A 20,168-nucleotide genomic window follows, 5' to 3' on the forward strand; every position below is an offset into this window, starting at 1 on the left:
TGACGTGGGCGACGGCGGGGAGACGCCGCAGCCGTGAGGGGAGGCCCCCTCTCCGCGGGCTTCGAGGGGATCATCTGTGACCTCGACGGCGTGGTCTACGCCGGTGCGGTTGCGGTGGAGCACGCGGTCGACGCGCTCAACCGTCTCGCAGTGCCCGTGGTCTACGCCACGAACAACGCGTCGCGACCCCCTTCGGACGTCGCGGACCATCTGCGGCGCCTCGGCGTACGGGTCGAGGCGGCGCGCGTCCTCACCTCGTCGGTTGCCGCCGCGCGAGAGCTGGCCACGGACCTGCCCGCCGGGACCGCGGTCCTGGCGGTCGGGGGCCCCGGGGTGGGCGTCGCGCTGCGCGACGCCGGTCTGCGGCCACTGGCGCCCGGGGACGAAGGGGAGGTCGCTGCGGTGCTGCAGGGTTACGGCCCGCAGGTGACCGCCGCCGACCTCGGTGAGGCCGCGCACGCCATCCGCGCCGGAGCGCGCTGGGTGGTGACGAACGACGACCTGACCCTGCCCACCGAACGAGGCCCGGCGCCGGGCAACGGCTCCCTCGTGGGCGCCGTGCGCAACGCGGTGGACCGTGATCCAGAGGTCATCGGCAAGCCGCACCCGCCGATGTACGAGCTCGCGGCCGACGTCCTGGGGGTGCCACCGGCTCGAGTGCTCGCGATCGGCGACCGTCTGGAGACGGACATGGCCGGCGCCCAGGCTGCCGGTACCTCAGGGGCCCTGGTGCTCACCGGTGTCCACGGACCCCCGGAGCTGGCGGCGGCCCCCTTCGACCATCGTCCTCAGTACGTCCTGACCGACCTGCGCGACCTCGCCGAGGACTACCCCGAGGCAGGCGTCGACGACGGCTGGCACGTGCGCGGATCCGCTCGTGCCCGCCTCGCGCGCGGTGGCCGGCTCGAGGTGGTCGGCGCGGGCGCCGACCTGTTGCGCGCCGCGCTCGACGCACTGTGGACCGCTCGCGATGCGGGTCTGATCACGGCGCAGGACGCGGGTCGGCTCGTCCCGAACGGGTAGCGTGGGATCCACCCCGACCCAAGGAGCGACGTGGACCCTGTACGCGGACTGATCCACCTGGGCCTCAGGACCACCGAGGCCGCCCTCGACCGCACCCTCGGTGTCGTGCGGCTCGTCGACACGCTGCTCGTCGCCAGTGCGGTGCCACCGGCCCGGGGTGACGCGCCGGAGCGCGCGTGGCCCGACGAGGAGCAGGCGGACCTCGACGCGCTGAGCGAGGCGCTGCGGGCCCGCGACGACGCGCCCGAGGAGGAGGTCGTCTCCACGACCCCGCCCACCCGTCGCACCGCTCCCGCTCGCCCGGCGACGAAGGCGCCGGTCCGCAAGAGCTCGAGCGCCGCGAGGAAGGCACCGGCGAAGAAGACGCCGGCCAAGAAGGCCGCCGCGAAGACGGCCACCAAGACGGCCACCAAGAAGGCCGCCACGAAGAAGGCCACGCCGAAGAAGGTCACTAGCGCGAAGGTGACCACGGCGAAGGCGACGGAGCCGACCCCGACCCCCGTGGTGCTCCCGGATGCCTGACGAGCCCGGTCAGCTCGTCCAGACCGGTGACCTCGTCGTCGATGCGGCCCTGTCCGATCTGGCGGGCGTCGATGCCGCAGACCTGGACGCCGTCCTCGCGGCCGGGGAGTCGGTGCACGCCACCTTGACCTCGCGCCTGTCCGACCTCGGGTCCTGACCCGTGGCGCAGACCACTCGCCTCGACGTCGCCCTCGTCGAGCGGGGCCTGGCGCGCAGTCGGACGCGTGCCCGGGAGCTCGTCGTCGCCGGTGACGTGCGGGTCGACGACGCGACGGTGACGAAGACCTCGCTGCAGGTCGGGCCGGACGCCCGGCTGACGGTCGTCTCCGACGGTGATCACTGGGTCGGGCGCGCGGCCGGCAAGCTCCTGGGCGCCTTGACGGCCTTCACGCCGCAGGTCAGGGGGCAGCGCTGCCTGGACATCGGCGCCTGCACGGGGGGCTTCACCCAGGTGCTCCTCGAGCACGGAGCCGAGCACGTCATCGCCCTCGACGTCGGTCATGACCAGCTGGCGCCGGAGCTCCTCGCGGATCCGCGCGTCACCGACCGCAGCGGCACGACCATCCGCGGGCTGGTCGCGGACGACATCGGTGGCCCCGTGGACCTGGCCGTGGGGGACCTGAGCTTCATCTCCCTTCGTCTGGTGCTCGCGGAGGTGGCCGGTCTGCTCACCGACACCGGCGAGGCGGTGCTGCTCATCAAGCCGCAGTTCGAGGTGGGGCGGGACCGGCTCGGTCGCAAGGGGGTCGTCACCGACCCGGCTGCTCGGGAGACTGCGATCATCGGTGTGCTCGAGCGCGCCCGCGAGGTCGGCCTGTCCGTGCTGGGACTGGCGCGCAGCCCGCTGCGCGGGGGTGAGGGCAACCACGAGTACCTCGTGCACCTCACCGCCCGACCGGGTGTCGGCCCGACGTGGCAGGCTCTGCAGGTGATCGCCCACGACCTGTCCCGCGAGGAGGAGAGATGACCGCGGAGCCGAGGCAGGTGCTGCTGCTCGCGCACCCTGCTCGCCCCGAGGCCCTCGAGGTCGCCATCGGTGTCGCCGAGCGGCTGTCCGCGGAGGGCATCCAGGTGCGTCTGCCGGCGGGCGAGCTCGCCGACACCGTGCTCGGCCAGCACCCGGAGGTCGTCGTCCACGACGGCGAGGACCCTGCAGCGGGGGTCGAGCTCGTCGTCGTCCTCGGCGGTGACGGCACGATCCTGCGCGGCGCCGAGGTCGCCCGGGGCAGCGGGGCGCCGCTGCTGGGGGTCAACCTCGGTCACGTCGGGTTCCTCGCCGAGGCCGAGCGCGAGGACGTCGACGCGACCGTCGACCACATCGTGCGCCGCGCGTACATCGTCGAGGAGCGCATGGCGCTGGACGTGGTCGCGACCCGGGACGGCCAGGAGATCGCCCGCAGCTGGGCCCTCAACGAGGTGACCGTCGAGAAGGCCTCGCGCGAGCGGATGCTCGTGCTCACCGTCGAGATCGACGGTCGACCGCTGTCGACGTGGGGCTGCGACGGAGTCGTCATGGCCACACCGACCGGTTCCACCGCGTACGCGTTCAGCGCCGGCGGCCCCGTGGTGTGGCCGGGTGTCGAGGCGATGCTCGTCGTGCCGATCAGTGCCCACGCGCTCTTCGCGCGTCCGCTCGTCGTCGCCCCGACCTCCGACCTCGCGGTCGAGCTCGTCCCCGGCACCGAGGGCCACGGCGTCCTGTGGTGCGACGGCCGCCGCGCCGTCGACCTGCCGCCCGGCACCCGCGTCGAGGTGAGTCGCTCGAAGGAGTCGGTGCGCCTCGCCCGCCTCAGCCGCTCGCCCTTCGCCGACCGGCTGGTCGCGAAGTTCGACCTGTCGGTCCACGGGTGGCGCGGCCGGAGAGGTTCGGCCTGACGTGCTCCGCGAGCTGCGCATCCGCGACCTCGGCGTCATCGAGGATGCGACCCTCACCCTCGACCCCGGCCTGACCGTCGTCACGGGCGAGACCGGGGCCGGCAAGACGATGGTCGTCACCGGGCTCGGCCTCGTGCTCGGCGGGCGGGCCGACACCGGCCTCGTGCGCACCGGTCGCGACGAGGCCGTCGTGGAGGCCGAGCTCGAGCTCGACCCGGACCATCCCGCCCGCGAGGTCGTCGCCGACGTCGGTGGCATCGCCGACGAGCCCGACCTGATCCTCAGCCGCACCCTCTCCGCCGCGGGGCGCAGCCGCGCCCACGTCGGCGGCCGCCGGGCACCCGTCGGTGTCCTGTCCGACCTCGGTGAGGGGCTCGTCGCCGTCCACGGGCAGGCCGACCAGTGGCGGCTGCGGCGGCCGGCCCAGCACCGCGCCCTCCTCGACGCCTTCGGCGGGGAGCCGGTGACCGGCCTCGTTCGCGAGGTCGGGTCCGCGCACCGCGCCTGGCAGGAGGCGAAGGGGGAGCTGGCCCGGCTCGTCGAGGGCGAACGCACCCGGTTGCAGGAGATCGAGCTGCTCACCCACCAGCTCGAGCAGATCGATACCGTCGACCCGCGGCCGGGGGAGGACCGCGAGCTGGCCCAGGAGTCCGAGCGCCTCGGGCACGCCGAGGACCTGCGCTCCGGCGCCGGGACCGCGCACCGCCTGCTGTCCGATCCCGACAGCTTCGACGGGGACGACGTGGTCGGCCGGGTCGCCCGAGCCGGAGAGGAGCTCGAGCGACTGGTCGCGCACGACGCCTCCCTGGCGGACCTGCGCCGACGCCTCACCGAGATCGGGGTGCTGGCCAGTGAGGTGGCGGCCGACCTCTCCGCCTACACCGCCGACATCGAGTCCGACCCTGCCCGGATGGGCGCGGTGCAGGAGCGGCGTGCCGCCTTGCACGAGCTCACGCGGCGCTACGGCGAGGACATCGGTGCGGTGCTTCGCCACCGCGACCAGGCCCGGGAGCGACTCCTCGGCCTCCACGGCGCCGACGAGCGCACCGAGGAGCTGACCCGCCGCGTGGCCGAGGCCGCCACGCGGCTGACCGTGCGCGCCGCCGCGCTCACCGCTGCCCGGACCGAGGCAGCCGGCCGATTGGCCACCACCGTCGAGGAGGAGCTCTCCCACCTGGGCATGGCCAGGGCACGCGTGCAGGTGGCCGTCGACCCGCGCAGCGACGAGGGCGCGGTCGAGGTCGACGTCGAGGGGGCCGAGGCCATCCGCGTCGGCGCCGACGGAGCCGATGTCGTGGAGATCCGGGTCGCCGCCAACCGGGGGACCGAGCCCCGGTCGGTGGCCAAGGCCGCGTCGGGCGGTGAGCTCAGCCGGATCATGCTGGCGATCGAGGTCGCGACCGCCGGGTCCGCGCAGGACCGGGTGCCGACGTACGTCTTCGACGAGGTCGACGCCGGCATCGGTGGCCGCGCGGCCCTCGACGTCGGCGCGCGCCTCGCCGCCCTGGCCCGCACGAGCCAGGTCATCGTCGTCACCCACCTCGCCCAGGTGGCCGCGCACGCCGACCGGCACCTCGTCGTGCACAAGGCGCACGGCGACCAGATCACCTCGAGCGGGGTGCGGGCCGTGGACGGCGACGACCGGCTGGGGGAGCTCTCACGGATGATGGGGGGCGACGACACGAGCGTCGGCCTGAGCCACGCCCGCGAGCTGCTGGAGCAGTGCCGTCGCTGAATCCCCGCGGCTTCATGGGACGATGCACCGGATGGCCATCCGACTGACCCGCGACACGACCCGTGAGCCGGCCCTGCCCGGCACCAACGGACCCGTGCGGGTCGACCGACGCACCAAGGACCTCACCAAGCGGCTGCGGCCCGGCGACATCGCGGTCATCGACCACGTCGACATCGACCGGGTGAGCGGCGAGGCCCTCGTCGCCCGACGCCCCGCGGCGGTCGTCAACGCCAGTCCCTCGACGAGCGGGCGCTACCCCAACGTCGGACCCCGGATCATCCTCGACGCCGGGATCCCGCTCCTGGACGTCGACGACGAGGAGCTGCTCGGCCGTCTCAAGGAGGGGACGACCGTCGGCGTGGACGGCGACACGCTCCACGTGTCGGCGGACGACACGATCATCGGCCGCCTCTGGGACGACGAGGCGCTCGCGCTCGCGATGGAGGCCGCGCGGACCGGGCTGAGCCAGCAGCTCGAGGACTTCGCCAAGAACACGATGGAGTACATCACCCAGGAGCGTGACCTCCTCTTCGACGGCGTCGGCGTCCCGGAGATCTCGACGAGCATGCAGGACCGGCACGTCCTCATCGTCGTGCGCGGCTACCACTACAAGGAGGACCTCGCGGCCCTGCGCCACTACATCCGCGAGTACAAGCCGGTCCTCATCGGCGTCGACGGGGGCGCCGACGCGCTCGTCGAGGCCGGGCACCGGCCCGACCTCATCGTCGGCGACATGGACTCCGTCTCGGACGTCGTCCTGACCAGCGGCGCCGAGGTCGTCGTCCACGCCTACCGGAGCGGCCGGGCCCCCGGCGAGGCCCGCGTCGAGGCGCTCGGGGTGACCCCGGTCGTCTTCCCGGCGACCGGCACCAGCGAGGACATCGCGATGCTGCTCGCCGACGACAAGGGCGCCTCGCTGATCGTCGCCGTGGGCACGCACGCCACCCTCGTCGAGTTCCTCGACAAGGGCCGGGCCGGCATGTCGAGCACCTTCCTCACCCGCCTGCGCGTCGGCAGCAAGCTCATCGACGCCAAGGGGGTCAGCCGCCTCTACCGGACCCGGATATCGTCGTGGTCCCTGATCGGTCTGGGGATCGTCTGCCTCATCTCGCTCTTCGTCGCCCTCTGGGCGACCCCGACCGGACAGGCCACCCTGCAACTGCTGGGGGCCCGCTGGGACGACCTGTGGGCCCTCGTCGAAGGACTCATCACGTGATCGACTTCAGGTACCACCTCGTCTCCCTGGCCGCGGTGCTCATCGCCCTGTCCATCGGGATCGTGCTCGGGGCGGGCCCGCTCAACGACAACATCGGCAGCACGCTCTCCGGCGAGGTGACCAAGCTCCGCCAGGAGAAGGAGGCCCTGCGCGCGGACGGCAACGAGCAGCGCGCCGCGATCGAGGCCAGGGACACCTACGACGAGCAGACCCTCCCCCTCGTCGTCCAGGGACGCCTGAGCGATCGCACCGTCGCCCTCGTGCGCCTGCCCGAGGGCGCCGACGACGACGTCCAGGCGCTGCGCGAGACCCTCGAGGACGCCGGCGCGACGGTCGAGGAGCCCGTCGAGGTGAGCGCCACCTGGGCCTCGACGGCCGACGAGACCGTGAGCAGCCGCAGCGCGACCGGCGAGGCCGCCCTGCGCGACCTCGGTGTGAGCGCCGCCGTCCCGGACGGCGGCCAGCGCATCGACCAGGCCCTCGCCGTCGTGCTCACCGGCACCCGGTCGCCGCGGGACGGCGGCGACCGCGTCTCGCGCGAGCAGCGGCAGCAGGCGTGGACGCAGCTGAAGGACGCCGGGCTGGTCGACGGCCCCGACGAGACCCCGGACGCGGCCGACCTCGTCGTCGTCGTGGGTGGCCCGGTCTCCGCCGAGGACTCCTCCGACACGGACACCGTCGATCGCCAGGCGGAGGGCACCTCCGGCGTGTGGGTCGCGCTGACCCACCTCATCGAGACCCACGCCCAGGGCACGGTCCTCGCCGCCGACGAGGCCGCCGACGGCACGAGCGACTCCTCACCGGTGACCATGGCCCGCCTGCAGGGGAGCCTCGCCGAGGGCGTCTCCACCGTGGACGACCCGGCCGTCCCCATGGGGCGCGCCGCGATCGTGCTCGCCCTCGTCGAGCAGCTCACCGGCGAATCGGGCCACTACGGGACCGGCGCGGGTGCCGCCCTCCCCGTCCCCACCTTCCAGTGACCACGCCGACGCTCGTCGCCGCGGCGGGCGCCCGTGCGCTCGTCACCGCCCGCCGGGGGCTGCCCCCCGGTTGGGGACGACCCTGGGAGCGCACCAACCACGCCGGCCGGGCGGTGACCCTGCTCGAGGGTCCGGCCGCGGTCCTCGGCGCGCTCGCCGGGGTGGCCGCGACACCGCACCACCGCGGCCCCGCCGGCGCCGTCGTCCTCGTCCCCGGACTGCTCGGAGCACTCGACGACCTCGTCGGTGACACCGCGACCAAGGGACTGCGGGGGCACCTCGCTGCCCTGCGCGCGGGACGCGTCACCACCGGCGCGCTCAAGGTCCTCGGCCTCGGGGCCGTCGCGCTCGTCACCGCCGCGACGGAGCAGCGGGCGGGGGGACCCCCTTCGTCCCGCCTCGGGCAGACCGCCGTGGACACCGTCGTCATCGCCGGGACCGCCAACCTCGTCAACCTGCTCGACCTGCGTCCGGGCCGCGCGCTCAAGGTGGCGACCGCGGCCGGCGGGCTGCTCCTCCTGCCCACCCGCTCGCGACCCCTGGCCGGTGCCCTCGTCGGGACCGGCGCCGGCCTGCTGCCCGAGGACCTCGCCGGGGAGTCCATGCTCGGCGACTGCGGGGCCAACGCGCTCGGCGCACTGCTCGGCCTGGCGCTCGTGCGCGGGCTCGGACCGCGCGGCCGGCTCGCCACCGCAGCCACGGTCACCGGGCTCACCCTGCTCTCCGAGCGGGTGAGCTTCACCCGCGTCATCGAGTCGACACCCGTGCTGCGGGAGCTCGACGCCTGGGGCCGACCTCGGTGAGCCGGGTCGCCCGGGACGCCGGCACCGTCGCGCTCGTCACCGCGGCGGCGCGGGTCGTGGGCTTCCTGCGGTGGGTCGTCTTCGCCTGGGCCGTCGGCGCGGCCGGCGTCGGGACGGTCTACCAGACGGTCAACACCGTGCCCAACGTCGTCTACGAGATCGCCGCGGGCGGCATCCTCGCCGCCGTCGTCGTGCCGCTCGTCGCCTCGCGGATCGGGGACGGCCCGGCAGAGGGCGCGGACGACGTCGCCTCCGCGCTCCTCACCCGGGCCGTCGTCGTCCTGCTGCCCCTGGCGGCCCTCGTCGCGCTGGCCTCCCCGCTGATCAGCCGGGCGCTCCTCGGCGGGCTCGAGGGGGCGGTCGAGGGTGCCGTCGGGCTCGGCACGCGACTACTCGTCCTCTTCAGCCCGCAGATCGTCCTCTACGGTCTCGGGATCGTCGTCAGCGGTGTGCTCCAGGCCCACCGGTGGTTCCTCGCCGCGGCGCTCGCCCCCCTGCTGTCGAGCCTCGTCGTCATCGCCACCTACGTGCTCTGGGCCCTCACGGTCCCGGCCGCTACCGCGCCCGGCGAGGTGACGGTCCGCGAGCTGCTGCTCCTCGGCGGGGGCACGACCCTCGGCGTCGTCGCGCTGTCCGTGCCCCTGCTCGCGGCCGCCGCCCGGCACGGGATCCGTCTGCGGCCGCGCTGGGCGCTCGCGCCGGAGACCGCTGCGCGTGCCCGGACCCTCGCCGGGGCCGGGGTGGCGGCACTGCTCGCCCAGCAGGTCACGGTCGTCGTCACCCTGCGGGTGGCCAACCGCTCCGGTGGTGACGGGGCGCTCGTCGTGCAGAACTACGTCCAGGCCCTCTACCTGCTGCCCTACGCGGTCCTCGCCGTCCCCGTCGCGACGGCGGTCTTCCCCGTGCTCGCGGCGGCCGGCGGCGCCGCGGCCGAGCGCTCGGCCGCCCGCACCCTCGCGGCCTCCTTGCGCGCCGTCGTCGTGCTCTCGGCAGCCGCGGCTGCCGGGCTCGTCGCTGCCGCCGCACCGATCGGCCGGGTGTTCACCGCCATCGACCGGGGCGGCGAGGGGTCCACGGCCCTCGCCGCCATGCCCGAGGCGCTCATCGCCATGGTGCCGGGACTCGTCGCCTTCGCGCTGTGCGCCGTGGCCCTGCGGGCGCTCTACGCGCGCGGCCGGGCACTGCTCGCCGGGCTGACGATGGCCGGGGGGTGGCTCGTCGCGGCCGTCGTGCCGCTGCTCGTCCTCGGCTCCCAGGACGGGGCCCGTCGCACCCTCGTGGTCCTCGGGCTCGCGTCCACGCTCGGCATGGCGCTCGCGGGCCTGGGCCTGCTGCTGCGGGTGCGCCACGACTGGGGCGCCGAGGCCGTCGCCGGGCTGCCGCGCGCCCTCGCCCTCGCCGGGCTCGCCCTCGGCGCGGGGCTGCTCGTCCACCTCCTCGGTCGTGGTCACTGGCCCGAGCAGACCCCCTTCGTCGCCGTCGCCGGGGGCCTCGCCGCCGCCGCCGTCGCCGCGGGCGTGCTGCTCGTGGGGGCCGCACTCGACCCCGGCCTGCGTGCCCGACTGCCCGGGGCACGGCGGACGAAGGGAGGATGAGCCCATGAGGATCCTGCTCTGCCTGGCGAGCGCCTCCGGAGGGATCGGGACGCACGTCGCCGACCTCGCCGCCGGGCTGCGCGCAGCCGACCACGACGTCGTCGTCGCCACCGACCCGGGGACCCGCGAGCGGTTCGACCTGCCGGGGGAGGCGCCCCTCACCCCACGCGCCGTGCGGGACCTGGCCCGGGGGGCCGACGTCGTCCACGCCCACGGGTTCCGGGCGGGGCTGGTCGCCTCGGCCGCGGCGCGGGGGACCCCCTTCGTCATCAGCCTGCACAACCCCGTCCGCGGCTCGGGGACCTCGCCGCGCCGGCTCGCGGGGGAGGCGGCCGCCCGGCTCGTCGTGCGGCGAGCCGACCTCGTCACCGGGGCGAGCAGCGACCTCGTCGCCGACGCGAGAGCGCTCGGCGCCCGGCGGGCGGAGCCGGCGGAGGTGCCCTCGCCGCGGGTGCCGGGGCTGCTCGCCACCGACCGAGCGGCCTGGCGGGCCGCGCACCGTGACCTGCTCCTGGCGGGGCACGGGATGGCGGGGGAGACCCCCTTCGTCCTGACGATCGCCCGGGTCGCCCCGCAGAAGGGCATCGACGTGCTGCGGACGGCGGCGGGGCTCGGACCCGGCACGTGGGGGCTCGTCGGGCCCGGCCAGGAGGCACTGACCGACCCGGGGCCGGTGCGCCTGCTCGGCGTGGCCCGCGACGTCACGCCGTGGCTGCTGGCCGCCGACGTCCTCGTCGTGCCGAGCGAGTGGGAGGCCCGGGCCCTCGTCGTCCAGGAGGCCATGGCAGCCGGGACGCCCGTCGTGGCCCGCAGGGTCGGCGGCTTGCCGGACCTGCTCGACGGGGCCGGGCTGCTCGTCGAGGGCCCGCAGGACCAGGCCGCGGCGCCCATCGCCCGCGCCGTCGCCGCCGTCCTGGACCACCCGGAGCGCGCGGCCGCGGCTGCCGAACGCGCCCGCACGCGAGCCGCGACGTGGGACGGGCTCGAGGAGAGCGTGACACGGTGGGTGGCCAGGTACCGATCACTGCCCGATGTGACGTAGATTGGAACCCCGTGGTGGCACTGACGAAACACATCTTCGTGACCGGAGGAGTCGTCTCCTCACTCGGCAAGGGACTGACGGCCTCGAGCCTCGGGCACCTGCTTCGAGCGCGTGGCCTGCGGGTCACGATGCAGAAGCTGGACCCCTACCTCAACGTGGACCCGGGGACGATGAACCCCTTCCAGCACGGTGAGGTCTTCGTCACCGAGGACGGTGCCGAGACGGACCTCGACATCGGCCACTACGAGCGCTTCCTCGACACCAACCACGACGGCTCCGCCAACGTGACGACCGGTCAGGTCTACAGCCGGGTCATCGCCCGCGAGCGCAAGGGCGAGTACCTCGGCGACACCGTCCAGGTCATCCCGCACATCACCAACGAGATCACCTCGCGGATGCGTGCGCCCGCGGCCGGCAGCCCCGGCGTCGAGGCCTCCAGCGCTCCCGACATCATCATCACCGAGATCGGCGGCACCGTCGGCGACATCGAGTCGCTGCCCTTCCTCGAGGCGGCCCGCCAGGTGCGCCACGAGCTCGGCCGCGACAACTGCTTCTTCCTCCACGTCTCGCTCGTGCCGTACATCGCGCCGAGCGGCGAGATGAAGACCAAGCCGACCCAGCACTCCGTGGCCGCGCTGCGCCAGGTCGGCATCCAGCCCGACGCGCTCGTCCTGCGCGCCGACCGCGAGATCAGCGCCGACATCAAGCGCAAGATCTCGATGTCCTGCGACGTCGAGCAGGACGGCGTCGCCGCCTGCGTCGACGCCCCGAGCATCTACGACATCCCCAAGGTCCTGCACCGGGAGCACCTCGACACCTTCGTCATCCGGCGCCTGGGCCTGAACTTCACCGACGTGGACTGGGACAGCTGGGACACCCTGCTGCGCCGGGTCCACCACCCGCGCCACGAGATCGAGGTCGCCCTCGTCGGCAAGTACATCGACCTGCCCGACGCCTACCTGTCGGTGACCGAGGCCCTGCGTGCCGGTGGCTTCCACAACGACGCCAAGGTCCGCATCCGCTGGGTCCCCTCGGACGACTGCCAGACGCCGGCCGGTGCCGCGCGGGCGCTCGGTGGCGTCGACGCCGTCCTCGTGCCCGGAGGCTTCGGCGTGCGCGGCATCGAGGGCAAGCTCGGTGCCCTGCGCTGGTCCCGGGAGAACCACGTGCCGACGCTCGGCATCTGCCTCGGCCTGCAGTGCATGGTCATCGAGTACGCCCGCAACGTCGCGGGGATCCAGGGCGCGAGCTCCACGGAGTTCGACTCCGACTCCTCGGCGCCGGTCATCGCGACGATGGAGGAGCAGAAGTCCTTCGTCGACGGCGCGGGAGACCTCGGCGGCACGATGCGTCTGGGCTCCTACCCCGCAGACCTGCGCGAGGGCTCGGTCACCGCGCAGGCCTATGGCACGACCAAGGTCACCGAGCGCCACCGCCACCGCTACGAGGTCAACAACACCTACCTCGACCAGCTCGAGCAGGCCGGTCTCGTCGTGAGCGGCACGCATCCTCAGCTCGGTCTCGTCGAGTTCGTCGAGCTCCCGCGCGAGGTGCACCCGTACTACGTCTCGACGCAGGCGCACCCCGAGTTCAAGTCCCGCCCGGACAAGGCGCACCCGCTCTTCGCCGGGCTCATCGGCGCGGCCGTCCAGGCGCAGAAGGACGCGCGACTCGTCGAGGTCGAGCCGAGCCACGAGACGGCGCCGGCAGCGGCCACCAGCGACTCCGCCGGCTGATGGTCGAGGACGGGAGGCTGCGGGACGAGCTGGTCAGCCTGTCGGTGACGGCCAGCGAGGTCGTCTTCGACGGTGCGGTGTGGGACGTGCGCCGTGACACCTTCGAGCTCGAGGGACAGACCCTCGTGCGCGAGGTCGTCGACCACCCGGGCGCCGTCGCCGTCCTCGCCCTCGACGAGGACGACCGGGCGCTGCTCATCCGGCAGTACCGCCACCCCGTGGCCGCCCACGAGTGGGAGGTCCCCGCCGGACTGCTCGACGTCGCGGGCGAGGACCCACTCGTCGGGGCGCAGCGCGAGCTGCTCGAGGAGGCGGACGTCACCGCCGACGAGTGGTGGGTCCTCGTCGACTACTTCCCCTCGCCCGGCGGGATGAACGAGGCGATCCGGGTCTACCTGGCCCGCGGCCTGCACGAGGTGCCCGAGGGCGAGCGCCACGCGCGCGACGGCGAGGAGGCCCACCTCGAGTACCGCCGGGTCCCGCTCGACGAGGTGGCCGAGGCCGTGCTCGCGGGACGGGTGCACAACTCGACCCTGATCGTCGCGGCCCTGGCCGCCCGGGTCGCGCGGGAGGGCGGGTGGGTCTCCCTTCGTCCGGCCGACAGCCCGTGGCCGGAGCACCCCGCCCACCGCTGACCCGTCCGTGCGGGCCACGGGTTCGCCGAGGCACCTCGCTCCTTCGTAGGATGAGCGGTGGCCGGGCGCCCGCCGGGCCGAGAACCACCCCTCGCGATAGGACGTCATGCTCCGCACCCACGAAGCCGGCACACTGCGTGCCGAGCACTCCGGCCAGACCGTCACGCTCACCGGATGGGTGGGTCGCCGACGCGATCACGGCGGCGTGGCCTTCCTCGACCTGCGGGACGCCTCGGGCGTCGCCCAGGTCGTCGCCCGTGACGAGGTCCTCACCGGTGCGGCGCACGACCTGCGCAACGAGTACGTCATCAAGGTCGTCGGCGAGGTCACCCCGCGCGACCCCAAGGACGTCAACCCCAACCTGCCGACCGGCGAGGTCGACGTCGTCGCGACGACGATCGAGGTCCTCTCCGAGGCCGCGCCGCTGCCCTTCCAGATCGACGAGCGCGTGAGCGTCGGCGAGGAGGCGCGCCTGAAGCACCGCTACCTCGACCTGCGCCGCCCGGGTGCCTCGAGCGCCGGCGCCGGCCTGCGTCTGCGGAGCAAGGTCAACGCTGCTGCCCGCTCGGTGCTCGCCGAGCGCGACTTCGTCGAGATCGAGACGCCGACCCTCACGCGGTCCACGCCCGAGGGTGCCCGGGACTTCCTCGTCCCCGCGCGCCTCGCGCCGGGCGAGTGGTACGCGCTGCCGCAGAGCCCGCAGCTGTTCAAGCAGCTGCTCATGGTCGCCGGCATGGAGCGCTACTACCAGATCGCGCGCTGCTACCGCGACGAGGACTTCCGCGCCGACCGGCAGCCGGAGTTCACCCAGCTCGACATCGAGATGTCCTTCGTCGAGCAGGACGACGTCATCGAGCTCGGCGAGGCGATCGCCAAGGCGGTCTGGGCGACGATCGGCGTCGACCTGCCCACCCCCTTCCCGAGGATGACCTACGCGGAGGCCATGGAGCGCTACGGCTCCGACAAGCCCGACCTGCGCTTCGGCGTCGAGCTCGTCGACTGCACCGAGTACTTCGCCGAGACCCCCTTCCGGGTCTTCAGGGCCGACCACGTCGGCGCCGTCGTCATGCCGGGCGGCGCGAGCCAGCCGCGTCGGCAGTTCGACGCCTGGCAGGAGTGGGCGAAGCAGCGCGGGGCCAAGGGCCTGGCCTATGTCACCGTCGGCGAGGACGGCCAGCTCGGTGGCCCCGTCGCCAAGAACATCTCCGACAGCGAGAAGGCCGGTCTGGCCGCCCACGTCGGTGCCGAGCCCGGCGACTGCATCTTCTTCGCCGCGGACACCCCCCGGGCCGCCCGCGCGCTCCTGGGTGCCGCCCGCCAGGAGATCGCCCAGCGGTGCGGGCTCATCGACGACAGCGCCTGGTCCTTCCTGTGGGTCGTCGACGCCCCGCTCTTCGAGCCGGCCGGCGACGCCGTGGCCGCGGGCGACGTCGCGGTGGGTGCCGGCGCGTGGACCGCGGTCCACCACGCCTTCACCAGCCCCAAGGAGGAGTTCCTCGACACCTTCGACTCCGACCCGGGGCCGGCTCTCGCCTACGCGTACGACCTGGTCTGCAACGGCAACGAGATCGGCGGCGGGTCCATCCGTATCCACCGCAAGGACGTGCAGGAGCGGGTCTTCAAGGTCATGGGCCTGGACGAGGAGTCCGCGCAGGAGAAGTTCGGGTTCCTCCTCGAGGCCTTCAAGTTCGGCGCCCCGCCGCACGGCGGCATCGCCTTCGGCTGGGACCGCATCTGCATGCTGCTCCTGGGTGCCGACTCCATCCGCGACGTCATCGCCTTCCCCAAGTCCGGTGGCGGCTACGACCCGCTGACCGACGCGCCCGCGCCGATCACCCCGGAGCAGCGCAAGGAGGCGGGCATCGACGCCACGCCGCGCCGCGACGAGGACGCGGAGCAGGCAGGCGCCTGATCGATGGGCGAGCCGGTCGAGGTGCTGCTGTGGGACTGCGATGGGGTCCTGCAGCACGGACGCTTCGACTGGCGCGCCCGTCTCGACGGGGCGGTCGGCCCCGGCTTCGCCGAGCAGGTCTTCGAGGCCGAGCTGCCCGCCCTGCGCGGTGAGCGGTCGCTGCGCGAGGTCCTCGAGGAGCTGCTGCGGCACGAGGGCCGGCGGCGCACGCACCTGCCGTTGACGGTCGAGGACCTGCTGGCGATCTGGGAGCAGTTCGACCTCGACCCGGAGGCGGTGGCGGTGCTCACCGCGGTCCGAGAGCTCGGCGTGCCGTGCATGCTCGCGACCAACCAGCAGGACCACCGGGTGCGGCACATGCGTGAGGTGCGCGGCTACGACGACCTCGTCGACGGCTCCTACTACTCGAGCGAGCTCGGCGCGATGAAGCCCGACCCCACCTTCTTCGAGCACATCCTGCAGGACCTCGACCTGCCGGGGGAGCGGGTCGGGTTCGTCGACGACGTGCCGGTCAACGTCGCGGCCGCCCGCGGCGTCGGGATCCGGGCGGTGCTGCACGACCCCGCCTCGGGCGCCGCCGGCCTCGTCCACGGCCTCACCCCGCTCGTGCCGGGGCTCGCCTCCCACTCGATCTGAGTCAGTCGCCGAGCAGCTCCACGAGCCGGTCGAGGAAGGCCGTCTGCGCGGCCACCACGAGCTCCCGGGCGCTGTCGAGGTCGTGCCACCCCGCGCGGTCGAGCTCGGGGAAGCTCTGCCGCCGGCCGGATCGCGGAGGCCACTCCATCTCGAACACGCCGCTCTCGACGAAGACGACGTCAGCTGCCGCGCCGACCTCGATCGCCCACGCCGTGACCCGTTTGCCGCCGGACTGGCGGATCTCGCCGAGCGGCACACGGTCACCAGCCGGTGCCGGAGCCCCGGTCTCCTCCAGCCACTCGCGCTCGGCCGCGGCGAGCGGCTGCTCGTCCGGCCCGTGCTCGCCCTTGACGATCGTCCAGCCGCGCGGCCGCCTGGTCCACAGGGGGCCGCCCATGTGCCCGAGGAAGACGTGCGCGCTCCCCCCTTCGCCCCGGACGAAGGGGAGCAGTCCCGCACTCGTGCGGGTCACGTCAGGCCCCGGCGAGGATCGCGTGGACCCGACGCAGGTCGGCGGTGATCGCCTCCGCCGGCCGGTGCCGGGTCACCGGGTGGTCGGTGAGGCCCGTGAGGGCCTCGCGCGCCTGCGCCATGAGCTCGCGCTGCCCGCGCACGCGCGGGTTCCACGCCGCACCGAGGACCTGGTAGCCGATGGCGGCGAGCAGCTGCTCCATCTCCCGGTACGGGGCGACCGCCCGGGGGGCGTCGGCGACGGCCCGCGTGGCCACGACGTCGGAGCCGATGAGCTCGACGTACAGCTGGCGGCAGTGGTCGAGGTGGGCGGCCATCCCGGCGTCCGTGCGGGTCCGACGCTCAGCGAGGTCCGCGAGCACGTCGTCGAGGGCGAGGACGACCCGACGCCCGTGGGCCCGCAGGAGCAGCTCCGGCCGGCCGAGGCGACCGCTGACGAAGAGGACGAGCACCGCCGACCCCACGCCGATGAGCGTGTCGAGGGCGCGGTCGAGCACGATCGTCTCCGTGTCCATCGCCGTCAGCCGTGAGGAGATCACCAGCGCGAGCGGGGTGATGAAGGTGACCGCCATCGCGTAGTTGCGCGTCACGAGCAGCTCGACGATGCCCTGGAAGACGATGACGACCGCCACGAGCCACCAGTGGCTGAGGTCGAGCGAGAGGACCGCGGCGAAGAGGACGAGCCCGGTGGCGGTGCCCACGGTGCGCTGCAGGGCCCGGTGGTGCTGCGAGACCCGGGTCCCGCCCGTCTGCACGACGAGGACGGCGAACCCGGCCGCCCAGTAGGCGTGGGCGTTGTCGAGCAGGAGGGCGAAGCCGCCCGCGAGGAGGGTCGCCGCCGCGACGCGGGCGGCGACGAGCAGGTCCTCGCTCGGCCAGCGCAGGGCCTGGCGCAGGGACCACGAGGCGCGGGGGCGCCCGAGGGAGACCTGCCGCACGCTCGCGGCCTGGTGCAGGGCCATCTCCGCGGTCACCTCGGTGTCGGTCCCGCCGACCGCCTTGGCGACCGTGCTCGCGTAGCGGTTGTTGACACGCTGGAGCCGCCCCGCGAAGGCCTCCTCGGTGCCACCGTCGGTCACGGCGGTCCAGGCCCGGCTGAGGGCCCCGGCGGCGGTCCGGCGGGCCGCGGGGACGGCCGCCGGGTCCGTCTCCCGGACGTAGGCGTCGACGGCCCCCTCGGCGGCGCTGACCGCGGCCTCCTCGATGCCGGTGACGCGGAACCACGCATCCGAGGTCCCGACGACGATCGCCGACAGGACGCCGATGGCGGCGAGACCGAGCACCTTGCCGGGATCGGCTCCGCCGGTCGCCGCGAGGTGGGCGATGCCGAGATCGAGGGCGAAGAAGAACGCGGCCGGCGGCCCGATGCCGAGGGTGTAGGTCAGCAGGGCGGCGACGGTCGCGACCACCGCCATCGCGAGGATGCCGAGGAGTGCGTGGCCCGCGGTGAGGATGCCGATGCCGATCGCGAGGAGCAGCCCCAGACCGGCGAGCGGGATGGTCCGGAACCGGCGCCGGACCGGTCCACCGGCCCCGTAGAGGACGGCGAAGACCCCCAACCCGGCCATGAAGGCATCGTGGTGGTTGTCGAGGAGGGAGATGAGGACCATCGGGACCGCCGCGGCCGTCGCCGCCCTGAGGGCGATCCAGCGCCGCACGGGGCCGGGGTTCCAGCGGACGAGGGGTCGCAGGAGCTCGCCGACCGCGCTCATGCCAACCTCCCGCTGGTCCACTCCGCGTGCACCTCGTAGCCGAGCGAGAGATAGATCCGTCGTGCCCGGTCGTTGTGCGAGTACATCCCCAGCGTGCACCACCCGTGCTCGGCGACGGCGGCCCGGGTCAGCTCGGTCGTGACCGCCCGCGCGAGCCCACGGCCGCGGGCGGCGGGCACCGTCGTGATGCCGGCGAGCACCGGTGCGCCCGAGCGCTCGCGCTCGCAGCAGCCGACGGCGAGCAGGGCGCCGGCCGCGTCGCGGGCACCGAGCCAGCGCTGCCCCGCGCGGGCGAAGGGCTGCCCGTCGGTCCCCGGGTTGTGCATGTCGAGCAGGGCCTGGACCTCGTCGCGCTCCGACGGCCCCAGCTCGACGAGGCCCTCGACGGGCTCGGTGGCCGGCGCGGTCCGCGTGCTCATGAACTCCCAGCGGCCACCGACCGCCCCGAGCAGCCCGCCGAGGTCCTCCAGACCGCGGGGCAGGGTGACCGAGGTGGCCCCCTTCGCCCTCGCCCGGTCCACCCACGAGGCGAAGGGTGCGGACCCCGCCAGCTCGCGCAGGGCCGCGTGGTCGCCCCGGAGCATGATCGCGACGCCGTGGGTGTGGGTCGGGCGGACGAAGGCGAGCGCCCACGCCGCCCCGGCGCGGATCGCGAGGGCGGGGACCTCGACGTCGGACGAGGCCTCGGCCCGCACGACCGGGTCGCCGCCGCTCCACTCCAGCAGGTGCGACATGGGGACGGTCTGGCTCACCGGGATAGCGTGCCACCTGTGGTGCCCGACGATCTCTTCGCCTCTGCCTCCGACGACGCGGCGTCGCCCGGGGCGGACCTCAACGCGCCGCTCGCGGTGCGGATGCGCCCCCGCAACCTCGACGAGGTGCGCGGCCAGGGGGAGGTGCTGCGTCCCGGCTCGCCGCTGCGACGCCTCGTGGAGGGCAGCGCCAACGCCGTCGCCGGACCGATGTCGGCGATCATCTGGGGGCCGCCGGGGACCGGCAAGACGACGCTCGCGCACCTCGTCGCGACGGCCGCCGACCGTGACTTCGTCCAGCTGTCGGCGGTGACCGCCGGCGTCAAGGACGTGCGCGCGGTGATGGAGCGCGCCGCGACCAACCGGTCGATGTACGGGCGGCAGACGGTGCTCTTCCTCGACGAGATCCACCGGTTCTCCAAGGCGCAGCAGGACGCGCTGCTGCCCGGCGTCGAGAACCGCGAGGTCGTCCTCGTCGCGGCGACGACGGAGAACCCGAGCTTCTCGGTCATCGCGCCGCTGCTCTCCCGCTCGATCCTCGTCACCCTCGACTCCCTGACCCGGGAGGAGGTCGCGGAGGTCATCGACGCGGCCCTCACCGACGAGCGCGGCCTGGCCGGCGGGTACGACCTCGCCGACGACGCCCGCGACCACCTCGTCGCGATCGCCGGCGGTGATGCCCGTCGCGCGCTCACCTCCCTCGAGGCCGCGGCCGGCGTGGCCGCCGGCGACGTCCCCTTCGGGCCGGGCACACCGGAGACGGTGCCGCTCACCCTGGCCCACGTCGAGCAGGCGGTGGCCCGTGCCGCGGTGCGCTACGACCGCACGGGCGACCAGCACTACGACGTCGCCTCCGCCTTCATCAAGTCGATGCGCGGGTCCGACGTGGACGCGGCGCTGCACTACCTCGCCCGGCAGCTCGAGGCGGGCGAGGACCCGAGGTTCATCGCCCGGCGCATCGTCATCTCCGCGTCCGAGGACGTCGGCCTCGGCGACCCGACCGCGCTGCAGACCGCTGTCGCGGCCATGCACGCCGTCGCCCAGATCGGCATGCCGGAGGCGAGGATCATCCTCGCCCAGGCGGTCGTGCACAACACGTTGGCCCCCAAGTCCAACGCCGCCTACACGGGGATCAACGAGGCGGTCGCCGACGTGCGGGCCGGCAAGGTCCAGGCGGTGCCGCCGCACCTGCGCGGCAGCGGGTACACCCAGGCCTCCGACCGTGCGGCCGGTGCCAGCGGGGGAGCGAAGGTGGAGGGCTACGTCTACGCGCACGACCAGCCGGACGCGGTGGCGGCACAGCAGTACCTGCCCGACGACCTGCACGCCGAGCTGGCCGAGCGGTCGTACTACCGGCCGACGGACCGCGGCTTCGAGGCGCGGCTGCAGGAGCGGTGGGCCTGGCTGCGGGGACGTCTGCGCGGCAAGGGGTAGGACGGCGGGCCCGGGTAGGGTGGGGGCCATGACCGTGCCTCTCGGACGGCCGCGGCGGACCATCGCCCGGCGAGCTACCTCGGGGTCGG

19 protein-coding genes are annotated in these 20,168 nt (G+C 74.3%); 16 read left to right on the forward strand and 3 right to left on the reverse strand.

Features of this window, described 5'->3' with window-relative positions; genetic code table 11:
- Nucleotides 1-33 precede the first annotated feature (33 nt).
- From ABC138_RS16180 to ABC138_RS16250, 15 genes are all read left to right on the forward strand, one after another.
- Nucleotides 34-1,023: an HAD-IIA family hydrolase gene (locus ABC138_RS16180; protein ID WP_068323375.1), complete on the forward strand. Its 990-nt coding sequence runs from the start codon at nucleotides 34-36 to the stop codon at nucleotides 1,021-1,023.
- 30 nt (nucleotides 1,024-1,053) lie between these two features.
- The gene (locus ABC138_RS16185; protein WP_068323381.1) at nucleotides 1,054-1,545 is read left to right on the forward strand and encodes a hypothetical protein; all 492 of its coding nucleotides are present in this window, start codon (nucleotides 1,054-1,056) and stop codon (nucleotides 1,543-1,545) included.
- The gene (locus ABC138_RS16190; protein WP_169701837.1) at nucleotides 1,538-1,702 is read left to right on the forward strand and encodes a hypothetical protein; all 165 of its coding nucleotides are present in this window, start codon (nucleotides 1,538-1,540) and stop codon (nucleotides 1,700-1,702) included. The genes ABC138_RS16185 and ABC138_RS16190 overlap by 8 nt, the downstream gene beginning before the upstream one ends.
- A gap of 3 nt (nucleotides 1,703-1,705) precedes the next feature.
- Nucleotides 1,706-2,512, forward strand: a complete 807-nt coding sequence (locus ABC138_RS16195; protein ID WP_068323382.1) for a TlyA family RNA methyltransferase — start codon at nucleotides 1,706-1,708, stop codon at nucleotides 2,510-2,512.
- Nucleotides 2,509-3,420, forward strand: a complete 912-nt coding sequence (locus ABC138_RS16200) for an NAD kinase (RefSeq protein WP_068323389.1) — start codon at nucleotides 2,509-2,511, stop codon at nucleotides 3,418-3,420. The genes ABC138_RS16195 and ABC138_RS16200 overlap by 4 nt, the downstream gene beginning before the upstream one ends.
- A 1-nt stretch (nucleotide 3,421) precedes the next feature.
- Nucleotides 3,422-5,155, forward strand: coding sequence for a DNA repair protein RecN (recN, locus tag ABC138_RS16205; RefSeq protein ID WP_068323392.1), 1,734 nt, complete (start codon nucleotides 3,422-3,424; stop codon nucleotides 5,153-5,155).
- 31 nt (nucleotides 5,156-5,186) lie between these two features.
- The gene (gene steA, locus ABC138_RS16210) at nucleotides 5,187-6,371 is read left to right on the forward strand and encodes a putative cytokinetic ring protein SteA (protein ID WP_345914327.1); all 1,185 of its coding nucleotides are present in this window, start codon (nucleotides 5,187-5,189) and stop codon (nucleotides 6,369-6,371) included.
- The gene (locus ABC138_RS16215) at nucleotides 6,368-7,351 is read left to right on the forward strand and encodes a copper transporter (RefSeq protein WP_345914328.1); all 984 of its coding nucleotides are present in this window, start codon (nucleotides 6,368-6,370) and stop codon (nucleotides 7,349-7,351) included. The genes steA and ABC138_RS16215 overlap by 4 nt, the downstream gene beginning before the upstream one ends.
- Nucleotides 7,348-8,154: a hypothetical protein gene (locus ABC138_RS16220; RefSeq protein WP_345914329.1), complete on the forward strand. Its 807-nt coding sequence runs from the start codon at nucleotides 7,348-7,350 to the stop codon at nucleotides 8,152-8,154. Before ABC138_RS16215 ends, ABC138_RS16220 begins: the two co-directional genes overlap by 4 nt.
- Complete coding sequence (locus ABC138_RS16225; RefSeq protein WP_345914330.1) at nucleotides 8,151-9,749, forward strand: lipid II flippase MurJ; 1,599 nt, start codon at nucleotides 8,151-8,153, stop codon at nucleotides 9,747-9,749. Before ABC138_RS16220 ends, ABC138_RS16225 begins: the two co-directional genes overlap by 4 nt.
- 4 nt (nucleotides 9,750-9,753) lie before the next feature.
- Nucleotides 9,754-10,791 (forward strand): glycosyltransferase, encoded by a 1,038-nt coding sequence (locus ABC138_RS16230; protein ID WP_345914331.1) that lies wholly within the window; start codon nucleotides 9,754-9,756, stop codon nucleotides 10,789-10,791.
- Nucleotides 10,792-10,802: 11 nt separating this feature from the next.
- The gene (locus ABC138_RS16235; protein WP_345914332.1) at nucleotides 10,803-12,527 is read left to right on the forward strand and encodes a CTP synthase; all 1,725 of its coding nucleotides are present in this window, start codon (nucleotides 10,803-10,805) and stop codon (nucleotides 12,525-12,527) included.
- On the forward strand, nucleotides 12,527-13,162 hold the full coding sequence (locus ABC138_RS16240) for an NUDIX hydrolase (RefSeq protein ID WP_338537995.1): 636 nt from the start codon (nucleotides 12,527-12,529) through the stop codon (nucleotides 13,160-13,162). Before ABC138_RS16235 ends, ABC138_RS16240 begins: the two co-directional genes overlap by 1 nt.
- A 106-nt stretch (nucleotides 13,163-13,268) precedes the next feature.
- Complete coding sequence (aspS, locus tag ABC138_RS16245) at nucleotides 13,269-15,074, forward strand: aspartate--tRNA ligase (RefSeq protein WP_345914333.1); 1,806 nt, start codon at nucleotides 13,269-13,271, stop codon at nucleotides 15,072-15,074.
- 3 nt (nucleotides 15,075-15,077) lie between these two features.
- On the forward strand, nucleotides 15,078-15,710 hold the full coding sequence (locus tag ABC138_RS16250; protein WP_345914334.1) for an HAD-IA family hydrolase: 633 nt from the start codon (nucleotides 15,078-15,080) through the stop codon (nucleotides 15,708-15,710).
- Between the two features lies 1 nt (nucleotide 15,711).
- Here the strand turns inward: ABC138_RS16250 and ABC138_RS16255 are convergent, their stop codons facing one another.
- Genes ABC138_RS16255 through ABC138_RS16265 form a run of 3 tightly spaced genes read right to left on the reverse strand, consistent with a single transcriptional unit; the run spans nucleotide 15,712 to nucleotide 18,645 of the window.
- Nucleotides 15,712-16,182, reverse strand: coding sequence for an NUDIX domain-containing protein (locus tag ABC138_RS16255; RefSeq protein WP_345914335.1), 471 nt, complete (start codon nucleotides 16,180-16,182; stop codon nucleotides 15,712-15,714).
- Nucleotide 16,183: 1 nt separating this feature from the next.
- On the reverse strand, nucleotides 16,184-17,893 hold the full coding sequence (locus ABC138_RS16260; RefSeq protein ID WP_068323514.1) for an FUSC family protein: 1,710 nt from the start codon (nucleotides 17,891-17,893) through the stop codon (nucleotides 16,184-16,186).
- Nucleotides 17,890-18,645 (reverse strand): GNAT family N-acetyltransferase, encoded by a 756-nt coding sequence (locus ABC138_RS16265; protein WP_068421130.1) that lies wholly within the window; start codon nucleotides 18,643-18,645, stop codon nucleotides 17,890-17,892. Before ABC138_RS16265 ends, ABC138_RS16260 begins: the two co-directional genes overlap by 4 nt.
- A gap of 18 nt (nucleotides 18,646-18,663) precedes the next feature.
- On the opposite strand from ABC138_RS16265, the gene ABC138_RS16270 reads away from it, so the two are divergent.
- Nucleotides 18,664-20,079, forward strand: coding sequence for a replication-associated recombination protein A (locus ABC138_RS16270; RefSeq protein ID WP_068323519.1), 1,416 nt, complete (start codon nucleotides 18,664-18,666; stop codon nucleotides 20,077-20,079).
- The last annotated feature ends 89 nt before the right edge of the window (nucleotides 20,080-20,168 follow it).

It is taken from the genome of Janibacter sp. LM (assembly GCF_039631275.1).
GTDB classification, from domain to species: Bacteria; Actinomycetota; Actinomycetes; order Actinomycetales; family Dermatophilaceae; genus Janibacter; species Janibacter terrae.